Below are 19,084 nucleotides of genomic sequence, written 5' to 3'. Positions count from 1 at the left end.
AGTCCTCCGAAGTGATTTTGTGGAAGTTATACCGCGCCCCCAAAGTTTGGACTAGACTTTGAGCGATAAAAAACAAAAAACGTAAGTAAAAGCTTAATTAACTTATTAGCTCACATTATTCTTAACTACATCCAATTAATATTTTAATAATATCAATTTGCTTTATTCCTTTAATCAATAAGGTGTGAATGAACAAACATTCCAATTACTGGTCGTGGATACGTAATACCTTAATTATTGGTTCCTTGGCGGTGTTAGTAGCGGCGCAGTGGCTACCCAGTAAAAAGCTGCAGCTCTATCCTCGTGCAGACATGATGATGGATCTATTTTCCGACAAAAACAGTGGCGGTAATTCCTACGCTTATTGGCTTACCAATAACCAAGAGTTGGTGTGTGACGTAGAAGATAGCGCCATTCCGGCCAAATATTGCGGAGTGAGTATTAAGTACCATTCTCAGGCAGCAGGTGAATCCGGCGATAAATACTTAGGTTTACGTAACATCAACCTTAGCGACTACGACAAAGTTAATGTCGACGTAGTGTTTGAAGGCCCAAGTACCGAGTTACGCTTTTTTATGCGTGGTACAGAGGCAACCAACGGCAACGATTTATCTAGCGCCAAGTTTATGTTTACTTATTTCGAGCAAAAAGAGCTTCACCAAGCAGCCAGTGCCCAGCTTAGCCAATTTTCTATTCCCGCTTGGTGGCTAAATCGCTTTTACCAATCACGAGAAGACTTCCAGCTAGACTTTTCCTCGATAAAAGAAATCTCCTTTGACATCCCCTCAACGGCGGCAGACGGTTTGTATAAGATAGAGCTGTTCAAGGTAGAAGCGGAAGGTAAGTGGATCAGTAACGAGAGCCTGTATGCCAGTATTATCTTCATCTGGTTAGCGTACTTTAGTGCTGAATTTTGCCGTTATATTCTCCATCAAAAAAAGCGTTTAACCCAATCCATACACACCTTAGAACAAGATGTAGATGAGCTAAAACATAGCGCCAGCAACGACCAACTTACTGGAGTGCTTAATCGTCGTGGTTTATTAGATAGCGTTGAAGAACATCCGCTGACCGGCGAAAACCACTATTTGTTTGTTTTTGATATTGACAACTTTAAACAAATTAACGACCGCTATGGCCATAACAACGGCGATGAAGTATTACGCTTTTTTGCTCGCCAACTTAGCGCAGCCATTCGTAGCCAAGATATTTTTGCTCGTTGGGGTGGAGAAGAGTTTGTATTGCTATCGCAACACCCACATGAAGTAGATGCCTTTAACTTTGCTGAACGTTTACGCGAACTGATTTATCGGCAGGATTTTTTGCTGTCTAACCAAGGTAAACAACAACACATAAAACTCAGCATGAGCATTGGTTTAACCCGAGTAAATAAAGATGAAGCTTTTAACCATGCATTCAATCGAGCCGACGGGGCTTTGTATCAGGCCAAAGATAGCGGCCGAAATCGCTCTCAATTAGCCAGCTAAACTTGCCAGTTAATCGGCTGCTTGTTTTGCTGTGTTAATAGTTGATTAGTTTTAGAAAAGTGCCCACACCCCAGAAAACCACGATGTGCCGATAAGGGCGAGGGATGCACTGCACTTAATACATGGTGTTTGCTGGTATCAATAACCTTGCCTTTCTTTTGCGCATGCGCTCCCCACAACAAAAACACCACACCTTGGCATTGCTGGCTAATCTGCTTAATCACAGCATCGGTAAAGGTTTCCCAACCAAACTTAGCATGAGAATGAGCCTTAGCTTGTTCCACGGTTAACACGGTATTTAGTAACAATACGCCTTGATTAGCCCAAGCACTCAAGTTGCCATGCTGTGGAATCTCAAAACCAGTGATATCGGCGGCGAGCTCTTTGTAGATATTGCGTAAAGACGGCGGGATTTTGAGGCCTTCGGCCACACTAAAACTCAAACCATGTGCTTGGCCTTTGCCGTGGTAGGGATCCTGGCCAAGAATGACCACCTTTAACTGCTCTAAATGGCAGGCATCAAAGGCAGCAAAGACTTGTGACTCCGGCGGGTAAATAACTTTGCCCAACTCTCGTTCAGCTGCCACTCGGGCGAGTAATTGCCGGTAGTACTCTTGCTGTTGCTCAGTCTCGAACAAGTGTTGCCAAGTTGCCACGTAATCACCAATGCTATCTCTAAAAATACCGGTTAATAATACCCTTTAGCCAAGACAAAACCTCAACTAATAACGCTCTGGCACAAAACTTTGTTCGTTAATCGGTACTCTCACATAATCTTTTTTGTCGATCGGCGGCAATACTATCTCGGCATGTTCTAAATCTTGGTAATCAATTTGCGATAGAAAGTGGCTAATACAATTTAGCCGCGCACTTTTCTTATTGTCTGAATTAACCACCCACCACGGCGAATGTTTGGTATCGGTATAAGCAAACATTTCATCTTTTGCTTGTGAATAAGCCACCCAACGAGAACGAGACTCTAAATCCATGGGGCTAAACTTCCAGCGTTTCATGGGATTTTCTATACGCTCTAAAAACCGTTTCTCTTGTTCTTCATCGGAAACCGAAAACCAATACTTAATCAAAATAGTGCCAGAACGAATTAACATTCGCTCAAATTCGGGGCAGGCACGCAAAAAATCTTGATGCTGTTGGTCACTACAAAAGCCCATCACTTTCTCTACACCTGCTCGGTTATACCAAGAACGGTCAAACAGCACTATTTCACCCGCAGCCGGCAAATGTGCCACGTAACGTTGAAAATACCATTGGCTTTTCTCGCGTTCGTTAGGGGCAGGTAAGGCTGCAATTCGGCAAACCCGAGGGTTTAGCTTTTCTGCAATCCGTTTAATCACGCCACCTTTACCCGCAGCATCACGCCCTTCAAAAATCACCACTACTTTCAGGCCTTCGGCAACCACCCATTGCTGCAATTTCACCAGCTCAGTCTGTAATTCTGCCAAGCGTTTTTCATAAGACTTCTTATCGATTTTAGCTGCCATAAACGAACTCACCTTTAATGTTGATAAACAAGCACTAGCCGCCTGCCAAATAAAAACAAAAATGAATTAATACAATGAGTTAAATTTAGCAGCTACACAGCCATTTGCCACAAATCAAGCCACGAAAAACGCTTGGCAGTACAAAAACAAACAGAATCATAGGATTAGCTGGCGATTTTCCAAGCGTGGGTACTTTAAAAAAAACCACAAAATGGTAACCTTAGGCGCCTTTATACATTCGTTAAGAATTCAACATGGCAATTACCGGCACTTTATACATCGTTTCAGCCCCTAGCGGCGCAGGTAAATCAAGCATGATCAATGCTTACCTTTCTCGCCACCGCGCTTACCCTGCTCAAGTGTCTGTATCTCATACCACGCGTGCTTCACGCCCCGGTGAAATTGATGGTAATCACTATCATTTTATTGACCACGCTGAATTTAAAAAGCTGATTAGCGAACAAGCATTTTTTGAATATGCTGAAGTATTTGGCAACTTTTATGGCACCTCTCGCCATACCATTGAAAAAACCCTGGCCGAAGGCATTGATGTATTCTTAGACATTGATTGGCAAGGTGCTCGCCAAGTGAAACAAATGATGCCAGAAGCGGTATCGGTGTTTATTTTGCCGCCTAGCCGCGAAGAATTAGAGAATCGTTTACACATGCGCGGACAAGATAGCCCTGATGTTATCAAGAAGCGCATGGACGAAGCAGAAAGTGAAATGTCTCATTATAATGAGTACGATTACTTAATCATTAACAGTAATTTTGACGAAGCATTAAGTGAGCTTACCGCCATTATTACTGGACAACGATTACAAACCCGTCAGCAAGCCGCTAAACACCGCGACCTGTTAGATGAACTTTTATCGAAATAATCACGTTAAATGCTAGCTAATCATCATAAGATCGGCTAGGATCTTGCGTCATTTTTAGTCAACGGAGCTGTGCATGGCACGAGTAACAGTAGAAGATGCAGTAGAACAAGTCGGCAACCGCTTTGATCTTGTCCTTATCGCCGCACGTCGCGCGCGTCAGATCGCAGTAGAAGGCAAAGACCCTCTAGTTGAAGTAGATAACGACAAACCAACCGTTATCGCTTTGCGTGAAATTGAAGAAGGTTTGATCACCACAGAAACAATGGATGCTCAAGACCGTCAGGAACGTCAGGAACGTGAAGCCGCCGAATTGGCAGCCGTTGCCGCTATCGCCGATAAACGCATCTAGTCCGTACCCGTCTATAAAATTACCGTGCTGGGTTTACTCTGCACGGTAAAACTCCCATAATTCCATTCAATCATATCTATTTCTGCGCTCCTCCGCTGATGAGGTAATGTTTGTACTTATTCGAAAGCCTGCGCGAAGTCGCCTCGAGTTACTTAAGCGAAGAACACGTAACGCTATTACGTGACGCCTATATATTGGGCAAAGATGCCCATGAAGGTCAGTTCCGCTCTAGCGGCGAACCTTATATTACTCACCCGCTGGCTGTTGCCCGCATTCTTGCTGAATTAAAGCTGGATCATCAAACACTTGCCGCCGCCGTGCTGCACGACACCATTGAAGATACGCCAGTAACTTACGAACAACTTCAAGAACAATTCGGTACCGAAATTGCCGACTTGGTAGAAGGTGTCAGTAAACTCGACAAAATTAAGTTTCGAGACAAAAAAGAAGCGCAGGTAGAAAACTTCCGTAAGATGATGATGGCGATGGTGCAAGACATCCGCGTCATCCTTATCAAACTTGCTGATCGCACCCATAACATGCGTACCTTAGGGTCATTACGCCCCGATAAACGCCGTCGTATTGCGCGCGAAACGCTAGAGATTTACGCACCGATTGCCAACCGCTTAGGTATTCATAGCATTAAGAATGAGTTGGAAGAGCTTGGTTTTGAAGCGCTGTATCCAATGCGTTACCGCGTATTAAAAGAGTCGGTTAAAAATGCCCGCGGTAACCGCAAAGAACTGATTAACGGCATTCATCAAGAGCTGCAAGGTCGTATTGAAGAAGCGGGCATTGAAGCTGATGTGAGTGGTCGTGAGAAAAACCTCTACAGCATTTACAAGAAAATGGTTAGCAAAGAGCTGCAATTCCATGAAGTTATGGATATTTACGCTTTTCGTATCATTGTAGATAGCCTAGACACCTGTTATCGGGCTTTAGGCTTAAGCCACAGCCTCTATAAGCCACGTCCAGGCCGTTTTAAAGATTATGTAGCCATTCCAAAGGCTAACGGCTACCAGAGCCTTCACACGTCGTTAGTCGGGCCGCATGGTGTGCCAGTGGAAGTACAAATTCGTACTGAACACATGGACCAAATGGCCGACAAAGGTGTGGCCGCGCACTGGTCTTATAAACAAACTGACGAAAGCTCAAGCACCACGGCGCAAATACGCGCTCAACGCTGGATGCAAAGCTTGTTAGAACTGCAGCAAAGTGCCGGTTCTTCTTTCGAATTTATTGAGAACGTTAAAACCGATTTATTCCCTGATGAGATCTACGTGTTCACCCCTGAAGGCAAGATTATTGAATTGCCTACTGGCGCAACCCCGGTAGATTTTGCCTACGCGGTGCATACCGACGTTGGCCACGCCTGTGTTGGCGCACGAGTAAACCGCCATCCGTTCCCATTAAGTAAAGCACTGAGCAACGGCCAAACCATTGAAGTGATTACCGCTCCGGGTGCTCGCCCAAATGCGGCATGGTTAAACTTTGTGGTAACCGGTAAAGCGCGCGGTAAAATCCGCCAATTGCTGAAAAACCAACGCCGTGAAGAATCTGTAAACCTAGGCCGTCGCTTACTAAACCATGCCCTAGGCAGCGTGAAGTTAGACAAGATAAACCCTGAGTCTTTAGAACAAGTATTAAAAGATTTAAAAGCTGAGTCGCTAAATGACTTACTGGCAGAAATTGGCTTAGGCAATGCCATGAGCATTGTGGTGGCTCGCCGCTTGTTAGGAAACACCGATGAACTAAGCCACCAGAGCAAAGGCAAAATTGCCATTCAAGGCGCCGAAGGTTTACTGCTTACCTACGGCAATTGTTGTCGCCCAATCCCTGGCGACCCAGTGGTAGCGCACATTAGCCAAGGCAAAGGCTTAGTAGTGCATTTAGAAGCCTGTAAAAACATTAGTGGTTACCAAAAAGAACCTGATCGCTACATCAACGTTGATTGGTCGAAAGATGCTGCAGCGGAAGCTGAATACAAAACTGAAATGCGCATCGACATGGTTAACCACCAAGGTATTTTGGCCAGTTTAACCAATGTAGTGGCCTCCACCGGCGCCAACATTGTAAACATCGTTACCGAAGAAAAAGAGGGGCGAGTTTATACCGTTGACTTACTGGTAACCACGCATAGCCGAATTCATCTTGCCGATATCATGCGTAAAATTAGGGTAATGCCTGAGGTATTACGCGTAGTGCGCTTAAGAAACAAGTAACGAGAACACCATGACTCCAGAACGCTATCAACGCATTCGCGCAATGTTAGATGCCCGCCAAACCGATTTAACCATCTGTATGGAGAATGTGCATAAACCCCACAACCTATCGGCGATTGTGCGTACCTGTGACGCTGTTGGTGTAGACCACGTGCATGCGGTATGGGAAAACTACCAAGACGAATTGCGCCGAGGCACTGCCACCGGTAGCCAAAACTGGGTTAACGTACATAACCACGAAAACATTGATGATGCGGTGGCTCAAATGCGTAACAGTGGCATGCAAATTCTTGCCACTAACTTGTCTGAAAGCGCCGTAGATTTTCGCGAAATAGACTATACCAAACCTACCGCCATTTTAATGGGGCAAGAGAAATACGGCATTTCTGATAAAGCCTTAAGCTTGGCCGACCAAGATATTATTGTGCCAATGGTGGGCATGGTTCAGTCACTGAATGTATCGGTAGCCAGCGCCCTCATTTTGTATGAAGCACAGCGCCAACGCGAAAATGCCAAGATGTATCAAGGCCCAAGCTCAGTGCCCGCAGAAGAGCAAAACCGAATTATGTTTGAAGGCGGTCACCCGATTTTTGCAGAAGCTTGCCGACGCAAAGGGTTGCCGATTCCGCAAATTGATGATGAAGGCCAAATTGTCGCTAATGATGCTTGGTGGGCTAAAATGCAAATGAGCAAAGAGGCTTGGGATCACTTAGATGATGAGTAAATGATACAAATTACAGTTATTACTTTAATTTTATTTTAAACTTGTTAGTAAGTTGATCTAAATTAAGCCCAAAACATCAACCTTATCTGAACATAGTCGCACTTAAATCGAGAAGTGAAACTATGTTCAGTAAAATAAAAATACCCCATCTATTTCTACTTAGTTCAGCGCTAGTGTTACTGGTAGTGTGTATACAATCTTGGACCAATACCCAAACACTTAAGCAAACACTCTACCAAAGCTACGAAACTCAACTTAGCACCAACTTAGATTTAGCCACCAGCCTAGTATCATACTACCAACAGCAGCAAAACACTCTGGGACGCGAAGAAGCCCAACAACAAGCGCTAGCGGCGCTGGCAAGACTGCGTTACCAAGGCAATGAATACTTTTGGGTGAATGACTTAGACCTGAAACTATTAATGCACCCAATTCGCCCTGCCAGCATTGGCCGAGATATGAGCCAAGTGCGTGATGCCAAGGGTTTAGCTCACTGGCAAGCGATGCGCGATACAGTGAGAAACAGTGGCGAAGGCGCAGTTGAATACAACTTTTTACACCCGCAAACGCAAGTGATGCACGCTAAGCTGTCTTATGTAAAACAAGTTAATGACTGGAACTGGATCATTGGCACCGGCGTATACATTGACCGAATCGAAGACGAACTTAACAGTGTGTACTTATTTACCTTACTACGCCTTGTGTGTGCTTTTGGCCTATTTGGCATAGTGGGAGTATTAATCAGCCGCAGTCTAAAGCGACAAATGACCCAATTAACCAGCGCCATTGACCACCTAGCGGCGGGTAACTATAACCATTCCATTCACATTGAAGGCAATAATGAGTTATCAGAGATTGGTATAAAACTAGAAAGCCTACGCCAACAAACCCAAGGTTTACTGCAAGATGTAAAAGCCTCTAGCGACAACTTGCTGGATGCCAATACTGAGCTAGCCTCAGCCACTCATACCACTCGCCAAAATACTCAAACCCAATTTGGCGAAATCGACCAGATTGCGTCCGCCATGACTGAAATGAACAGCTCGGTGGAAGAGGTCGCCACTAATAGTGCCGAGACGGCTCAAGTGTCCAAACAAACTGTAGAGCTTGCTCAAACAAGCTTAAAGCAACAACTCAACACCGTGCAGCAACTTAACCAACTTTCGCAGCAAATGGCCTCAGCCAAACCTGCAGTAGAAGAGTTACGTGAGTGCAGTCAAAACATCGGCTCAGTGATTGATGTGATTAATGCTATATCTGAACAAACCAACCTGTTAGCGCTTAATGCCGCTATTGAGGCCGCTCGAGCGGGTGAACAAGGGCGTGGTTTTGCTGTAGTCGCAGATGAGGTGCGTAACTTAGCCTCACGTACTCAACAATCAACCGAAGAAATCATGCAAACCATTGGGCAGTTGCAGCAAGTATCGGAAACAGTTGAAACAGAGATTGTTGGCACCACCAATGGCTTAGCGCAGCAGGCCGAGCAAGCTCAGAAAAATATTCAGCAAATTGAACAAATTGAGCAAATGGTGTCTGGGTTAGAGCAACGCAACCAACACAATGCAGTGGCAACCGAACAACAGCGCCAGGCCACCGATGAAATAGCACAAAATATTGTTGTATTGCGCGACGGTAGCGAAGCAAATGCGGGAGCGGCGCAGCAAAGCCAACAGGTGCATAGTCACTTAAGTGGTGTTGCAGAGGCTCTGAGTTTACACCTCAAAAACCTCCGTTTTAGCTAAACTAACTATTCGGCTGGAGGAGCGTCGTCTTCTCTAGCCTTAGCATATTTAAACTCGTAATCATCGGCAAACGGCGAGTTGTAGCCCCACACGATGGGTTCACCGACTTGTTTGTCTACCCAGATAAATGGCGTAACTAAGAATCGTGGCGCTTCTAAACGGATGCCGTTCTCTTCAGCTTTGTATAAAGAACTATTGGTGTCGCACCTTACCGTTAGCATCACCAAAATGATGATGAATAACCCTTTCCAAAAACCGTTCATAGTTCTCCCTAACTGTTCTTATTTAGTGCACTAAAGTGTGCTATTCAGCTTTTAACTGCCAAAGTGGCGCTAAAGCATGGTGTAATTGAGCCACTTGCTGGGCTTTTTCTTGCTCACTGTAAGGCTTAGCGGGTAATTTTCCCCATATAGGCTGCGGCCAAAGCGGGTCATTATGATAACGAACTACGTGATGAACATGCAGTTGTGGCACCATATTGCCTAAAGCAGCCAAGTTAAGCTTATCTCCCTTATAAAGCTTGATAAGCGCTTCACTCAAGCGTTTAGATTCTCGCCAAAACTGCGCCTGTTGGCAACTATCTAATTGATATATATCACCAATATCATCTTGCATTGGCACTAAAACCAACCATGGAAATTGGCTATCGTTAATCAGCAATACTCGAGACAATTCAAAATCGCCGAGCCAAATACCGTCTTTTTGCAGTTGGGGGTGTAAAACAAACTCACTCATGTGGCAATCCTAATCGTGAAACTAAACAGCGTTCAATGACAGTTACTATACAGTGGTCTGCGTTTCGCTTATCAAAAAAAATGCTAGAATGGCGCCAACCATAATTTAAGCTGATTTAAATCTCAATAACTACCGGCCCTAGGCTATCTATAGAGCTATATCGATCACTATGTTACGTTTTTTGCCTACACCTTTTTTAACATTGCTTTCAGCAAGTTTAGCCATTATCAATACCGCCTTAGTGGGCTCATTGATTATTGTTTGTGGCCTTATCAAACTGCTACTGCCTAAGCCGCTATACCCAATGATAGGAAAAGTCACCAACCAACTAATGTGGTGTTGGAGTGAAATAAACCGTGGAATTTTTCGGCTAGTAAACAACACAGAGTTTGTTATTGAAGATAACAGCCAACTGAACAAAAACAGCTGGTATTTGATGATATGCAACCATCAAAGCTGGGCCGACATTGTGTTGTTATGCATGCTTTTTGGTTCGCGTATTCCCATGCCTAAGTTCTTCTTAAAACAACAGCTTTTGTATGTACCCTTTGTGGGCTTGGCTTGTTGGGCGCTAGATATGCCATTTATGCGCCGCTACTCACGCCAGTACTTGCTTAAGCACCCAGAGAAACGCGGTAAGGACTTAGCCTCTACTCAACGTTCTTGTGAAAAGTTTAAAAACAGTCCCACCACTGTGATTAACTTTGTCGAGGGCACGCGATTTACTCAAGGCAAACAACAAAATCACAGTACTTATCAGCATCTATTACCTCCCAAAGCATTGGGCATTGCTTACACGCTTTCCGCTTTAGGCGAACAATTTGACCAGATTATTGATGTTACTTTGGCCTACCCAGGCACTACCGAGCAACACCCGCCGTTTAAGGCTTTGCTGGCAGGCCGGCTAGATAAAGTGGTGGTAAAAATAGACACCATTAGCATTGGCAACGAATTACGGGGCGACTACCTGCAAGACAAACACTTCAAACGCCAATTTAAACTGTGGTTAGATGGCACATGGCAAAACAAGGATCAGTATCTACAATCCGTACTAAAAAACTAACTGCCGCCAATTTGCAGCCATGACAGCCTGATTTTACTGCTATTTTTATAGGAGTGAACTGTTAGGGAGAGACAACTTGCGTATCATCTTGTTGTTCTTGTGCTGCTTTATTAATGCTAGCTGGGCTGAAGATTATAGCCCTTGGCTTAATGAGTTTCGTCCATCCAGCCTCAGCCAACAACAACAAATTGAAGAGCTTGCTTGGTTTAAACAAGCCGCCAAACCCTTTCAAGGTATAACTATTCGCGCCATCTCCGAGCGTATCAATACTCACTGGTATGAAGCCACCGTCATTGCCCCACTGTTTTACCAACTCACAGGTATTAAAGTGATTCACGAACTTAGCAGCGAAGACGATGTGGTAAAAAAACTGCAAAGCCAAATGGATTTAGGCATTAACTATTACGATGTTTATGTCAGTGATAGCGATTTAATTGGTGGTCATTTTCGCTCAAACAAAGTTCTCAGCTTAAGTGAGTTTATGCGTGAACAAGGTAAACAAGTCACCCTGCCCAGCCTAGATGTGAATGACTTTATTGGCTTGGCTTTTACCACTAGCCCTTATAACGAGATACTGCAGCTACCCGACCAGCAATTTGCCAATCTATATTGGTATCGCCAAGATTGGTTCGCTCGCCCAGAACTGCAGCAACAGTTTAAAGCCATTTATGGCTACCCGCTTGCGGTACCAGTGAATTGGTCGGCTTATGAAGACATCGCAGAGTTTTTTAGCAAGCACGTAAAACAGATTGACGGCCATAAAGTGTATGGCCATATGGACTACGGTAAGCGCGACCCTTCATTAGGCTGGCGCATTTCTGATGCTTGGTTATCTATGGCGGGTATGGGCGATGTAGGCTTGCCTAACGGCCTTCCTGTTGATGAATGGGGAATTCGCCGTCATGGTTGCCGCCCAGTAGGAGCCAGCGTTAAACGCGGTGGCGCACTGGATTCGCCAGCAGCCATTTACGCAATACAAAAATACGTAGATTGGCTAGTGCACTATGCCCCACCAGAAGCACAAAAAATGACCTTTAGTGAAGCCGGTGCAGAAATCGCTAAAGGCCATATTGCCCAACAAATTTTTTGGTATACCGCCTTTACTGCCGATTTAAGTCACCCAGATTTATCCATTACCGACGACAATGGCAAACCCTTATGGAGAGTGGCACCTTCACCACGCGGCGCTTACTGGCAGCCGGGCATGAAATCTGGCTACCAAGACGTAGGCGCATGGACCTTACTCAAATCTACTCCGCTAAAACGCCAGCAAGCGGCGTGGTTATACGCCCAGTTCAACGTGGCCAAAACGGTATCTTTACGTAAAACCATGGTAGGGCTAACTCCTATTCGTGAAAGCGATATTATGTCCACAGAGTTTACTCAGCGATCCGAGGAGTTAGGGGGACTAGTTGAGTTTTATCAAAGTAACGCGCGTAACGAATGGACCCCAACCGGGCTTAATGTGCCCAATTACCCCGCATTATCGGCTTTATGGTGGCAATACATAGGGCGCGCCAGTGACCAGAAGGAAGATGTAAGTAAAATCATGCAAGAGTTAGCCAAAAGCATGGATGCAGCGCTCGCTAAAATAGGCCATGAAACCAGAGGCGCTTGCAGCCCTAAACTAATCTCAAGCCAAAACGAAGCCTTATGGCTAGCACACCCTGGCTCACCAAAACCCAAATTGGAAAATGAAAAACCACCTGGCAAAACCCTCGCTTACTCGGAGTTGATTAAACAATGGCAACCCTAGTTAAGTTGTTGGTAATCAGCCTATTGCTCTCCAGTCAAATACTTAGAGCCAGCGACTTAGTCTTTAATACTTATATCGATCCACCTTATGTCTCTCAAGGCGATGAAGGCGTAACAGGCATCAGCATCGATATTCTTAAACTACTAAGACAACATAGCCAACTAAACATAGAGCTGCACTTACTGCCGCTTAAACGCGCTTACGCAGTAGCCTTAGATTCTGCAAACCAATGTGTATTTGCTATTGAACGAACGCAATCTAGAGAGAGTTCTTTTATTTGGATAAGCCCAATGTTTATTAGTCGCTATGCTATTTACCAGCGTAAGTTGCATGCTAAACACTTAGCCAGTCTTGATGATTTAACTAAGCTACGCATTGGCAGCTATTCTGGCAGCGGTGTAGGTGAATACCTCACTAGCTTTTCAATTACGGTTGATTTGGCTAAAACCAACTTAAACAGTGCCAAAAAACTTACCCGCCACCGCACCGGTGCTTGGGCCAGCGACATATTGTCTGCGGCCTATATTCGCCAACAGTTTGATTTAGATATCTCACCTAAAAAGTACCATTTTTATAGCGCGTTGCGGGCCATAGCGTGCAACAAAAACAGTGACTTAGGGGTATTAGACAAGCTGCAAAAAAGCCTAAATCAACTACAAAAAAGCGGCCAAATAGGTCAAGTATTAAGTCAATATGAACAGCAATATCAGGTAGATTTAGGTTTATAACACCCATAAAAAAAGCAGCCACATAAGGCTGCTTTATTAGCTATATCAAGTGAACTTAACCTTTAAGGTTAGCCAAGTAGCTAACTAATTCATTTAGCTCTTCAATTGATTTAACTGAACCGGTATTTACTTGATACTTACCGTTAACAACTAATGCAGGCACACCGCGAATTTTATAGTTAATGGTATTCTTTTCCATTTGCGAAACCATGCCGTTAACCACAAAGCTATTCGCTGCACTATCAAACTTCTTGCCGTCTACGCCGTTAGCAACAAATATACTGCGCAAGTCGTCGCGACTGGTAAAGTTTTGGCGTTTGTTATGAATTGAATCGAAGATAGCATGGCTAATCGCTGGCTCTACTTCTAGCATTTCAGCTGCAGCAAAAGCACGAACCATTTCTTCACCCATTGAACCACCAATAAAGCTTACGTGATTCTTTTTGAAAGCGACGCCTTCAGGCAAAGACTTTTTAATACTCTCGGCCACTGGCTCAAATTTAAAACAGTGTGGACAGTAGTACGAGAAAAACTCGATAACTTCTGGTTTAGCAGTAGCCGTTTGTTTAATTACGTCGTAATGCGTGCCTTCTTTAAAATCAGCCGCCATTGCCATTGGTAATGCGAGCATTGCCATTAAACCAATCAGTAACTTTTTCATCACCCTGTATTTCCTTCCAGTGAATTCATAAAAAACCGAGCATAATGATAAGCATTCGCTCGGTCAATCGCAGACTATCGCCTTGACACTAATTTACGTATTCCAAGATCCCATTTCAAACATTACTTTGGTATCTGATTCACGATGAATAAGTTCAGCATAATGCTGTTCAATTTGGCTACGTCTAATTTTTAAGGTGGGAGTGAGCAAGGCGTTATCCACATTCCAATCTTCTTCCACCACCATAACGTGCGACAGCTTAGCATGGCTTTCGAGGTGTTCGTTGACCTTATTTAAGGTTCGGTTAAGGCTAGCTTCAATTTGTGCTTGTGAATGCTGCTTCATTTCTGCGGCTAACACTACTAAAGCACAAGGTTGAGTCATTGCACTGCCGACCACGCACACTTGTTCCACCATGGAATTTTCCGACACGCTCTGTTCAATAGGAACTGGGGCAACGTATTTTCCTTTCGCGGTTTTAAAGCTTTCTTTTAAACGACCAATAATTTTTACATAACCATCGTCGTCCAGTGTGCCTTTATCACCGGTATGCAGCCAGCCATCCACAATTGATTCTTCAGTAAGATCGGCGTGTTTATAATACCCCTGCATCATGCCGTTGCCTCTCGCGAGGATCTCTCCCTGCTCAGAGATTTTAATCTCTACGCCCGGCCCAGCTTTGCCAATGGTGCCTATTTTATCGCTGCGGAACGGTACATTAAGCGTGCCGTAAGCCAGGTTCTCAGTCATCCCCCAAGCTTCAGAAATATTCAAACCAATCGACTGATACCAACGCAGCAATGAAGGCGCAACAGGGGCACTGCCACAGCCTAAAATTCGCGCTTTGTTTAATCCCAAGGCTTTTTTAATTTTGCGTTTAATCAAGCCTGATACCAAAGGAATAGCCAGCAGTAGCTTAAGTTTTTTGGGTGGCAGTTTTTCAAATACCCCTTGCTGAAAGCGAGCCCACAAGCGCGGCACCGAAATAAACAAAGTAGGTTGTACACTGCGCAAATTATCGGGGAAGGTGTCTAAAGACTCTACAAAAGACACACTAAACTGGCCGTTAAAGAGGCTAGTGCCTTGAATGTACACGCGCTCGGTAATGTGCGCCAAAGGCAGGTAAGACATCACTCGGTCTTCGCTAGAGGCTTCTAATACCTCAATCAGTTGTTCACTGGCGAAGCGGTAAGCAGCAAAGCTGATTTCAGCGCCTTTGGGGTCACCGGTACTGCCCGAGGTATAGATGATGGTCATAATGTCATCTTTATCCCACAGGTGATTTTTTTCTATCACTGGCAGGTCATTTAACCAATCTTGCCACTGAATATGGCAAGGCATGGTGGGGTAAGGCATAGCGACGGTTTTTAAACCAATCGGCACTGCAGAGGCTTGTTTACCCCACTCATCTAACTTACCCACAAACAGCAATTTTGCTTCACTGTGTTTAAGTACAAAGGAAATGGTATCGACACTGGCGGTAGAATAAATAGGGATACTGATGCAGCCAGCCATGATAATGGCCAGATCAGCAATAAACCACTCGGCACTGTTTTTAGCCAGAATGGCCACCTTGTCACCGGGCTCTAAGCCCTCAGAAACAAGGCCTTGAGCAATTTGCCCAGCTTCTCGGGCCACCATGGCCCACGTTTTCTCGTGATATACGCCATCAATAGGCTGACGGAGGTAGACGCGCTGTGGATCCTGCTTTTGCCAATGCATCATTGCATCGACGGGGGTGACAAAGTTTGTCATTCACAACCTCGTTACAAGTTATTCACCTTTTATATCAATCCTATACGGCTAGCGGCAGGATGCCAGCACAATTCGAAAATATGCGAGAGTAATGTGAACGAACACTCTGTTTAAGGCCAATTTTTGAAAGGGTTTTGGCTTAATTGAGAGTTGTAGTATTGAGTTTGTCCCGTCACCTCTTGGCCAAGCCAAATGGGCTTTTCAAAGCATTCTTGCTCACTCCCAAGCTCTACCTCAGCCACCACTAAACCGTGGTTGTCGCCAGCAAACACATCCACTTCAAAAATGTGTTGGGCCACGGTGACTAAGTAGCGCACTTTATCAATGGCGCCCGGCTCGCACAGCGTTAACAGTTGCTCGGCTTCAGCCAGCGGAATGTCTTTTTCCCACTCGTAACGGCTTAAACCCGATTCATTGCTGGCACCTTTTATAGTGAGAAAACCTTGCTGGCCGCGAATACGTATCCGCACGGTACGCTGTTTATTACTATTTAAGTAAGCTTGTACAATGCGAGTATGTGAGCTGGCTTGGGCAATAAAATCATCACTGTTTACCAGAAATTTTCTTTCAATTTCAACACTCATAAGCGCTCCTAGTAAGCGGGTGTTAAAGATAAAGGCGGTTGCAGCAAAGCGGATAACTGTTCTTTAAGTGCCAGTATCTGGTCTTCCCAGTAACGCTGCGAGTTAAACCAAGGAAAAGCACGTTGAAAAGCGGCATCTTGCCATCGGCGCGCTAACCAGCCCATATAGTGAATCATCCGCATGGCGCGCAGCGGTTCAATAAGACTTAACTGGCTCATATCAAACTCACAAAAGGCTTCGTAGCCCTCTAGCAATACTTCTAGCTGTAAACGGCGCTCGTTATCATCACCTGCTAGCATCATCCATAAATCTTGAACCGCTGGACCATTACGGGCGTCATCTAAATCCACCAGCATCGGGCCATCTCGCCACAAAATATTGCTGGGGTGGCAGTCGCCATGCAGGCGAATAATCGATTTAGGTTGGTAAGCTGCTTTAGCGGCCTCGGCCACTTGCTCGGCAATGGTAAAAAACGGCAGGGTTAAACCTTCAGGCAGCCAATCCCGCAAAAATTCTAGCGGCTGGTCGAGCATTTCTTCGGTATTAATCGATAAGCGGTGCTCAAATAATGTTGTGCCTACCTTTTGGTGCATCCGTCCTAGGTATTGGCCAACTCGCTCAATTTGGTCAAGGTTATCTACCTCAAAGCCACGCCCACCAACACTAGGGAAAATAGTAAACAACCAACCCTGATATTCAAACAAGGTGCGGCCATTAACCACCAGCGGTGCAACAATGGGCACATCCACTTCAGCCATTGATAAGCTAAATTGGTGCTCTTCAATAATTTGCGCTTTGCTCCAGCGCTCCGGGCGGTAAAACTTCACGACATAACGCAGATCATCTTCCGCTTTAAACTGATAAACCCGGTTTTCGTAAGAGTTTAAGGCAAGTAAACCGCTGCTGGGGTAGATCCCCTGAGATTCAATAGCATCGAGGATTAAATCGGGATGCAGTTCAGCAAATAGAAAGGCGCTCATGGCATGACTTCAACAAGAGATTATCGGCGCAGTGTAGCAGTAAAAGGGGTTGTCAGCGACTAAGCGCTTAGCTGGCTAAATGCTTGAACCACGATGTAAATACAACTTGCCCACGCTACCGCCATCACTAACGAACGTAATGTGGCTAAGCCGTAAACATATACCACCGGATGCACTAAGCGAGTGGCTAAAAATAACAGCGCAGGGATTTGAATAAGCTGAAAATCGAGGCCAGCGAGTTGGGCAATCAGTAAGCTACCGGCGAAGAGGATAATAGCCTCCCAGGCATTTTGCTGGGCGGCATAAATCCGTTGACCAAAACTGTTTAACTGGGCGGCTTGTTGGCGCGGATTAAGGTTATCAACCCGCCCCAATTGACGTTTTCGTACCACCGAGCCACATGCTGCCAATAGATAAGGCAGCACCAGCAAGGTGGCAAAACAAGCCAATACCAATCGCATACTGCTTAGCCACCACTAATAAAGCGGCTAGCTTGAATAAACTGGTCGTCACCGCTTTCTAGTACAAACTCAATATCAACAATCGAGCGTTTAAACAGGTAAGGGTCACTGGCTAGGGTAATAGGCACACTAAACACCTCACCACCTGGCACCGTAACAATCTGCTGGCCAATCCACTCTACCTCTTCAAAACCACGCACACTTAAATGGAATTCACGTGCATTAGAAGATTTGTTAATCACTTTCAGGGTGTAAGAGTTTTCCACTAAGCCTTCGGAGTTTTCGGTATACAAGGCGCCTCGGTCACGCAATACATCTAACTGCATTGGTTTAACACTTAGCAGGGTAAAGACAAAAGCTACCAACATTAGGGTGAGTACAACGCCGTAACCAATTAGCTTGGGCCGCAAAATATCTGTTTTTTGCCCAGCTAAATTATGCTCGGTGGTATAACGAATCAGCCCTTTTGGATAATTCATCTTCTCCATAGTTTGGTCACAAGCATCGATACAAGCACCACAGTTAATACACTCGTACTGTAAACCTTCACGAATATCGATACCCGCAGGACATACCTGCACACACAAATCACAATCAACACAGTCACCTAAACCCAAGGCTTTAGGGTCGGCACTACGCTTACGCGGGCCGCGGCTTTCTCCGCGCTCGGTGTCGTAGGCCACAATAAAGGTGTCTTTATCAAACATCGCAGACTGGAAGCGTGCATAGGGGCACATGTGAGTACACACAATGGTACGCATCCAACCGGCATTTGCGTATGTAGCCACGGTGAAGAAAATTACTGAGAAGTTAACGGCACTGCTGGCGTTAAGCGTGAAGAAATCCCTCCACAACTCTGTAACCGGCACAAAGTAGGCAGCAAACGACAAGGCGGTAAATACCGACACCGCAATCCACGCGCTATGTTTGGCGGTTTTTCGCCATACTTTATTGAAGTTCCAACTGGACTGATCGAGCCGCTTCCGTTTGTTGGCACTACCCTCAATTTTTTCTTCAAACCAAATAAAAATAAAGGTCCACACCGTTTGCGGGCACAAGTAACCACACCACACACGGCCTAAAAAGGTGGTAATAAAAAACAAGGCAAAGGCGGCAATAATGAAGAACCACGCCAACAATAGTAAGTCTTGCGGCCACAAGGTTAAGCTAAAAAAGTGATATTGGCGCGCGCCCATATCCAACAAAATAGCTTGGCGATCCCCGTAAGGAATAAACGGTACAATCACAAAGGCGGCAATAAACACCCAGCCCATGTATTTACGCAAACGCTGAAATACGCCCTTTTGCTCGCGCACATAAATTTGTTCTTGGGGATTATATCGATCAACCGGCGCGCGCTTTTTAGCCGCTTTGGGTTTTGGGCTCACATCTTTTACAGGAATTCGTTCACTCATCACTCAATCCTTTTGAGGGAGGCACTGGTGGAACTGATG

At 45.1% G+C, this 19,084-nt stretch carries 19 protein-coding genes; 9 read left to right on the top strand and 10 right to left on the bottom strand.

Annotated features, from left to right (window positions below):
* Positions 1-188: 188 nt before the first annotated feature.
* A complete protein-coding gene (locus Q4549_RS13435; protein ID WP_303552676.1) occupies positions 189-1,487 on the top strand; it encodes a GGDEF domain-containing protein in 1,299 nt (432 codons plus the stop codon).
* Here Q4549_RS13435 and ung read toward each other — a convergent pair.
* Together ung and ppk2 are read right to left on the bottom strand one after the other, a co-directional pair.
* On the bottom strand, positions 1,484-2,143 hold the full coding sequence (gene ung, locus Q4549_RS13430) for a uracil-DNA glycosylase (protein WP_303552677.1): 660 nt from the start codon (positions 2,141-2,143) through the stop codon (positions 1,484-1,486). The two genes, Q4549_RS13435 and ung, sit on opposite strands and share 4 nt — an antisense overlap.
* A 66-nt stretch (positions 2,144-2,209) precedes the next feature.
* A complete protein-coding gene (gene ppk2, locus Q4549_RS13425; RefSeq protein ID WP_303513227.1) occupies positions 2,210-2,989 on the bottom strand; it encodes a polyphosphate kinase 2 in 780 nt (259 codons plus the stop codon).
* 254 nt (positions 2,990-3,243) lie between these two features.
* On the opposite strand from ppk2, the gene gmk reads away from it, so the two are divergent.
* From gmk to Q4549_RS13400, 5 genes are all read left to right on the top strand, one after another.
* Positions 3,244-3,870 (top strand): guanylate kinase, encoded by a 627-nt coding sequence (gmk, locus tag Q4549_RS13420; protein WP_303513225.1) that lies wholly within the window; start codon positions 3,244-3,246, stop codon positions 3,868-3,870.
* A gap of 73 nt (positions 3,871-3,943) precedes the next feature.
* Positions 3,944-4,219 carry a DNA-directed RNA polymerase subunit omega gene (gene rpoZ / locus Q4549_RS13415; RefSeq protein ID WP_137673491.1) on the top strand — a complete coding sequence of 92 codons (276 nt, stop codon included), beginning with the start codon at positions 3,944-3,946 and terminating at the stop codon, positions 4,217-4,219.
* 110 nt (positions 4,220-4,329) lie between these two features.
* Complete coding sequence (gene spoT / locus Q4549_RS13410) at positions 4,330-6,441, top strand: bifunctional GTP diphosphokinase/guanosine-3',5'-bis pyrophosphate 3'-pyrophosphohydrolase (protein WP_303513221.1); 2,112 nt, start codon at positions 4,330-4,332, stop codon at positions 6,439-6,441.
* 10 nt (positions 6,442-6,451) lie between these two features.
* Positions 6,452-7,165, top strand: coding sequence for a tRNA (guanosine(18)-2'-O)-methyltransferase TrmH (trmH, locus tag Q4549_RS13405; protein WP_303552678.1), 714 nt, complete (start codon positions 6,452-6,454; stop codon positions 7,163-7,165).
* A 122-nt stretch (positions 7,166-7,287) separates the two neighbouring features.
* Positions 7,288-8,907 (top strand): methyl-accepting chemotaxis protein, encoded by a 1,620-nt coding sequence (locus tag Q4549_RS13400; protein ID WP_303552679.1) that lies wholly within the window; start codon positions 7,288-7,290, stop codon positions 8,905-8,907.
* A gap of 5 nt (positions 8,908-8,912) precedes the next feature.
* On the opposite strand, the gene Q4549_RS13395 is transcribed toward Q4549_RS13400, so the two are convergent.
* A complete protein-coding gene (locus tag Q4549_RS13395) occupies positions 8,913-9,170 on the bottom strand; it encodes a hypothetical protein (RefSeq protein ID WP_303513216.1) in 258 nt (85 codons plus the stop codon).
* A gap of 40 nt (positions 9,171-9,210) precedes the next feature.
* Positions 9,211-9,642, bottom strand: a complete 432-nt coding sequence (locus Q4549_RS13390) for an HIT domain-containing protein (protein WP_137673496.1) — start codon at positions 9,640-9,642, stop codon at positions 9,211-9,213.
* Positions 9,643-9,811: 169 nt separating this feature from the next.
* Here Q4549_RS13390 and Q4549_RS13385 point away from each other — a divergent pair, with 169 nt between their 5' ends.
* The 3 genes from Q4549_RS13385 (at position 9,812) to Q4549_RS13375 (ending at position 13,189) form a co-directional block, all read left to right on the top strand.
* Positions 9,812-10,705 (top strand): acyltransferase, encoded by an 894-nt coding sequence (locus tag Q4549_RS13385; RefSeq protein WP_303552680.1) that lies wholly within the window; start codon positions 9,812-9,814, stop codon positions 10,703-10,705.
* An 82-nt stretch (positions 10,706-10,787) separates the two neighbouring features.
* The gene (locus Q4549_RS13380) at positions 10,788-12,461 is read left to right on the top strand and encodes an ABC transporter substrate-binding protein (RefSeq protein ID WP_303552737.1); all 1,674 of its coding nucleotides are present in this window, start codon (positions 10,788-10,790) and stop codon (positions 12,459-12,461) included.
* Positions 12,449-13,189, top strand: coding sequence for an ABC transporter substrate-binding protein (locus tag Q4549_RS13375; protein ID WP_303552681.1), 741 nt, complete (start codon positions 12,449-12,451; stop codon positions 13,187-13,189). Before Q4549_RS13380 ends, Q4549_RS13375 begins: the two co-directional genes overlap by 13 nt.
* A gap of 55 nt (positions 13,190-13,244) precedes the next feature.
* Here the strand turns inward: Q4549_RS13375 and Q4549_RS13370 are convergent, their stop codons facing one another.
* The 6 genes from Q4549_RS13370 to ccoG all read right to left on the bottom strand — a co-directional run bounded on the left by Q4549_RS13370 (position 13,245) and on the right by ccoG (position 19,045).
* Positions 13,245-13,850 (bottom strand): thiol:disulfide interchange protein DsbA/DsbL, encoded by a 606-nt coding sequence (locus Q4549_RS13370; RefSeq protein WP_303513210.1) that lies wholly within the window; start codon positions 13,848-13,850, stop codon positions 13,245-13,247.
* 93 nt (positions 13,851-13,943) lie between these two features.
* Positions 13,944-15,605, bottom strand: a complete 1,662-nt coding sequence (locus tag Q4549_RS13365) for an AMP-binding protein (RefSeq protein ID WP_137673500.1) — start codon at positions 15,603-15,605, stop codon at positions 13,944-13,946.
* A gap of 110 nt (positions 15,606-15,715) precedes the next feature.
* Positions 15,716-16,189, bottom strand: coding sequence for a CYTH domain-containing protein (locus tag Q4549_RS13360; RefSeq protein ID WP_303552682.1), 474 nt, complete (start codon positions 16,187-16,189; stop codon positions 15,716-15,718).
* A gap of 8 nt (positions 16,190-16,197) precedes the next feature.
* The gene (locus Q4549_RS13355; protein ID WP_303552683.1) at positions 16,198-17,169 is read right to left on the bottom strand and encodes a serine/threonine protein kinase; all 972 of its coding nucleotides are present in this window, start codon (positions 17,167-17,169) and stop codon (positions 16,198-16,200) included.
* 59 nt (positions 17,170-17,228) lie between these two features.
* Positions 17,229-17,630 carry an MAPEG family protein gene (locus Q4549_RS13350; protein WP_303552684.1) on the bottom strand — a complete coding sequence of 134 codons (402 nt, stop codon included), beginning with the start codon at positions 17,628-17,630 and terminating at the stop codon, positions 17,229-17,231.
* 5 nt (positions 17,631-17,635) lie between these two features.
* Positions 17,636-19,045 carry a cytochrome c oxidase accessory protein CcoG gene (gene ccoG / locus Q4549_RS13345; protein ID WP_303552685.1) on the bottom strand — a complete coding sequence of 470 codons (1,410 nt, stop codon included), beginning with the start codon at positions 19,043-19,045 and terminating at the stop codon, positions 17,636-17,638.
* Positions 19,046-19,084 lie beyond the last annotated feature (39 nt).

Origin of the sequence: Agarivorans sp. 2_MG-2023 (assembly GCF_030548085.1) — a bacterium.
Lineage (GTDB): Bacteria > Pseudomonadota > Gammaproteobacteria > Enterobacterales > Celerinatantimonadaceae > Agarivorans.
Note: the sequence above shows the minus strand (reverse complement) of the source record. Positions and strands in the feature narration are given on the sequence as shown.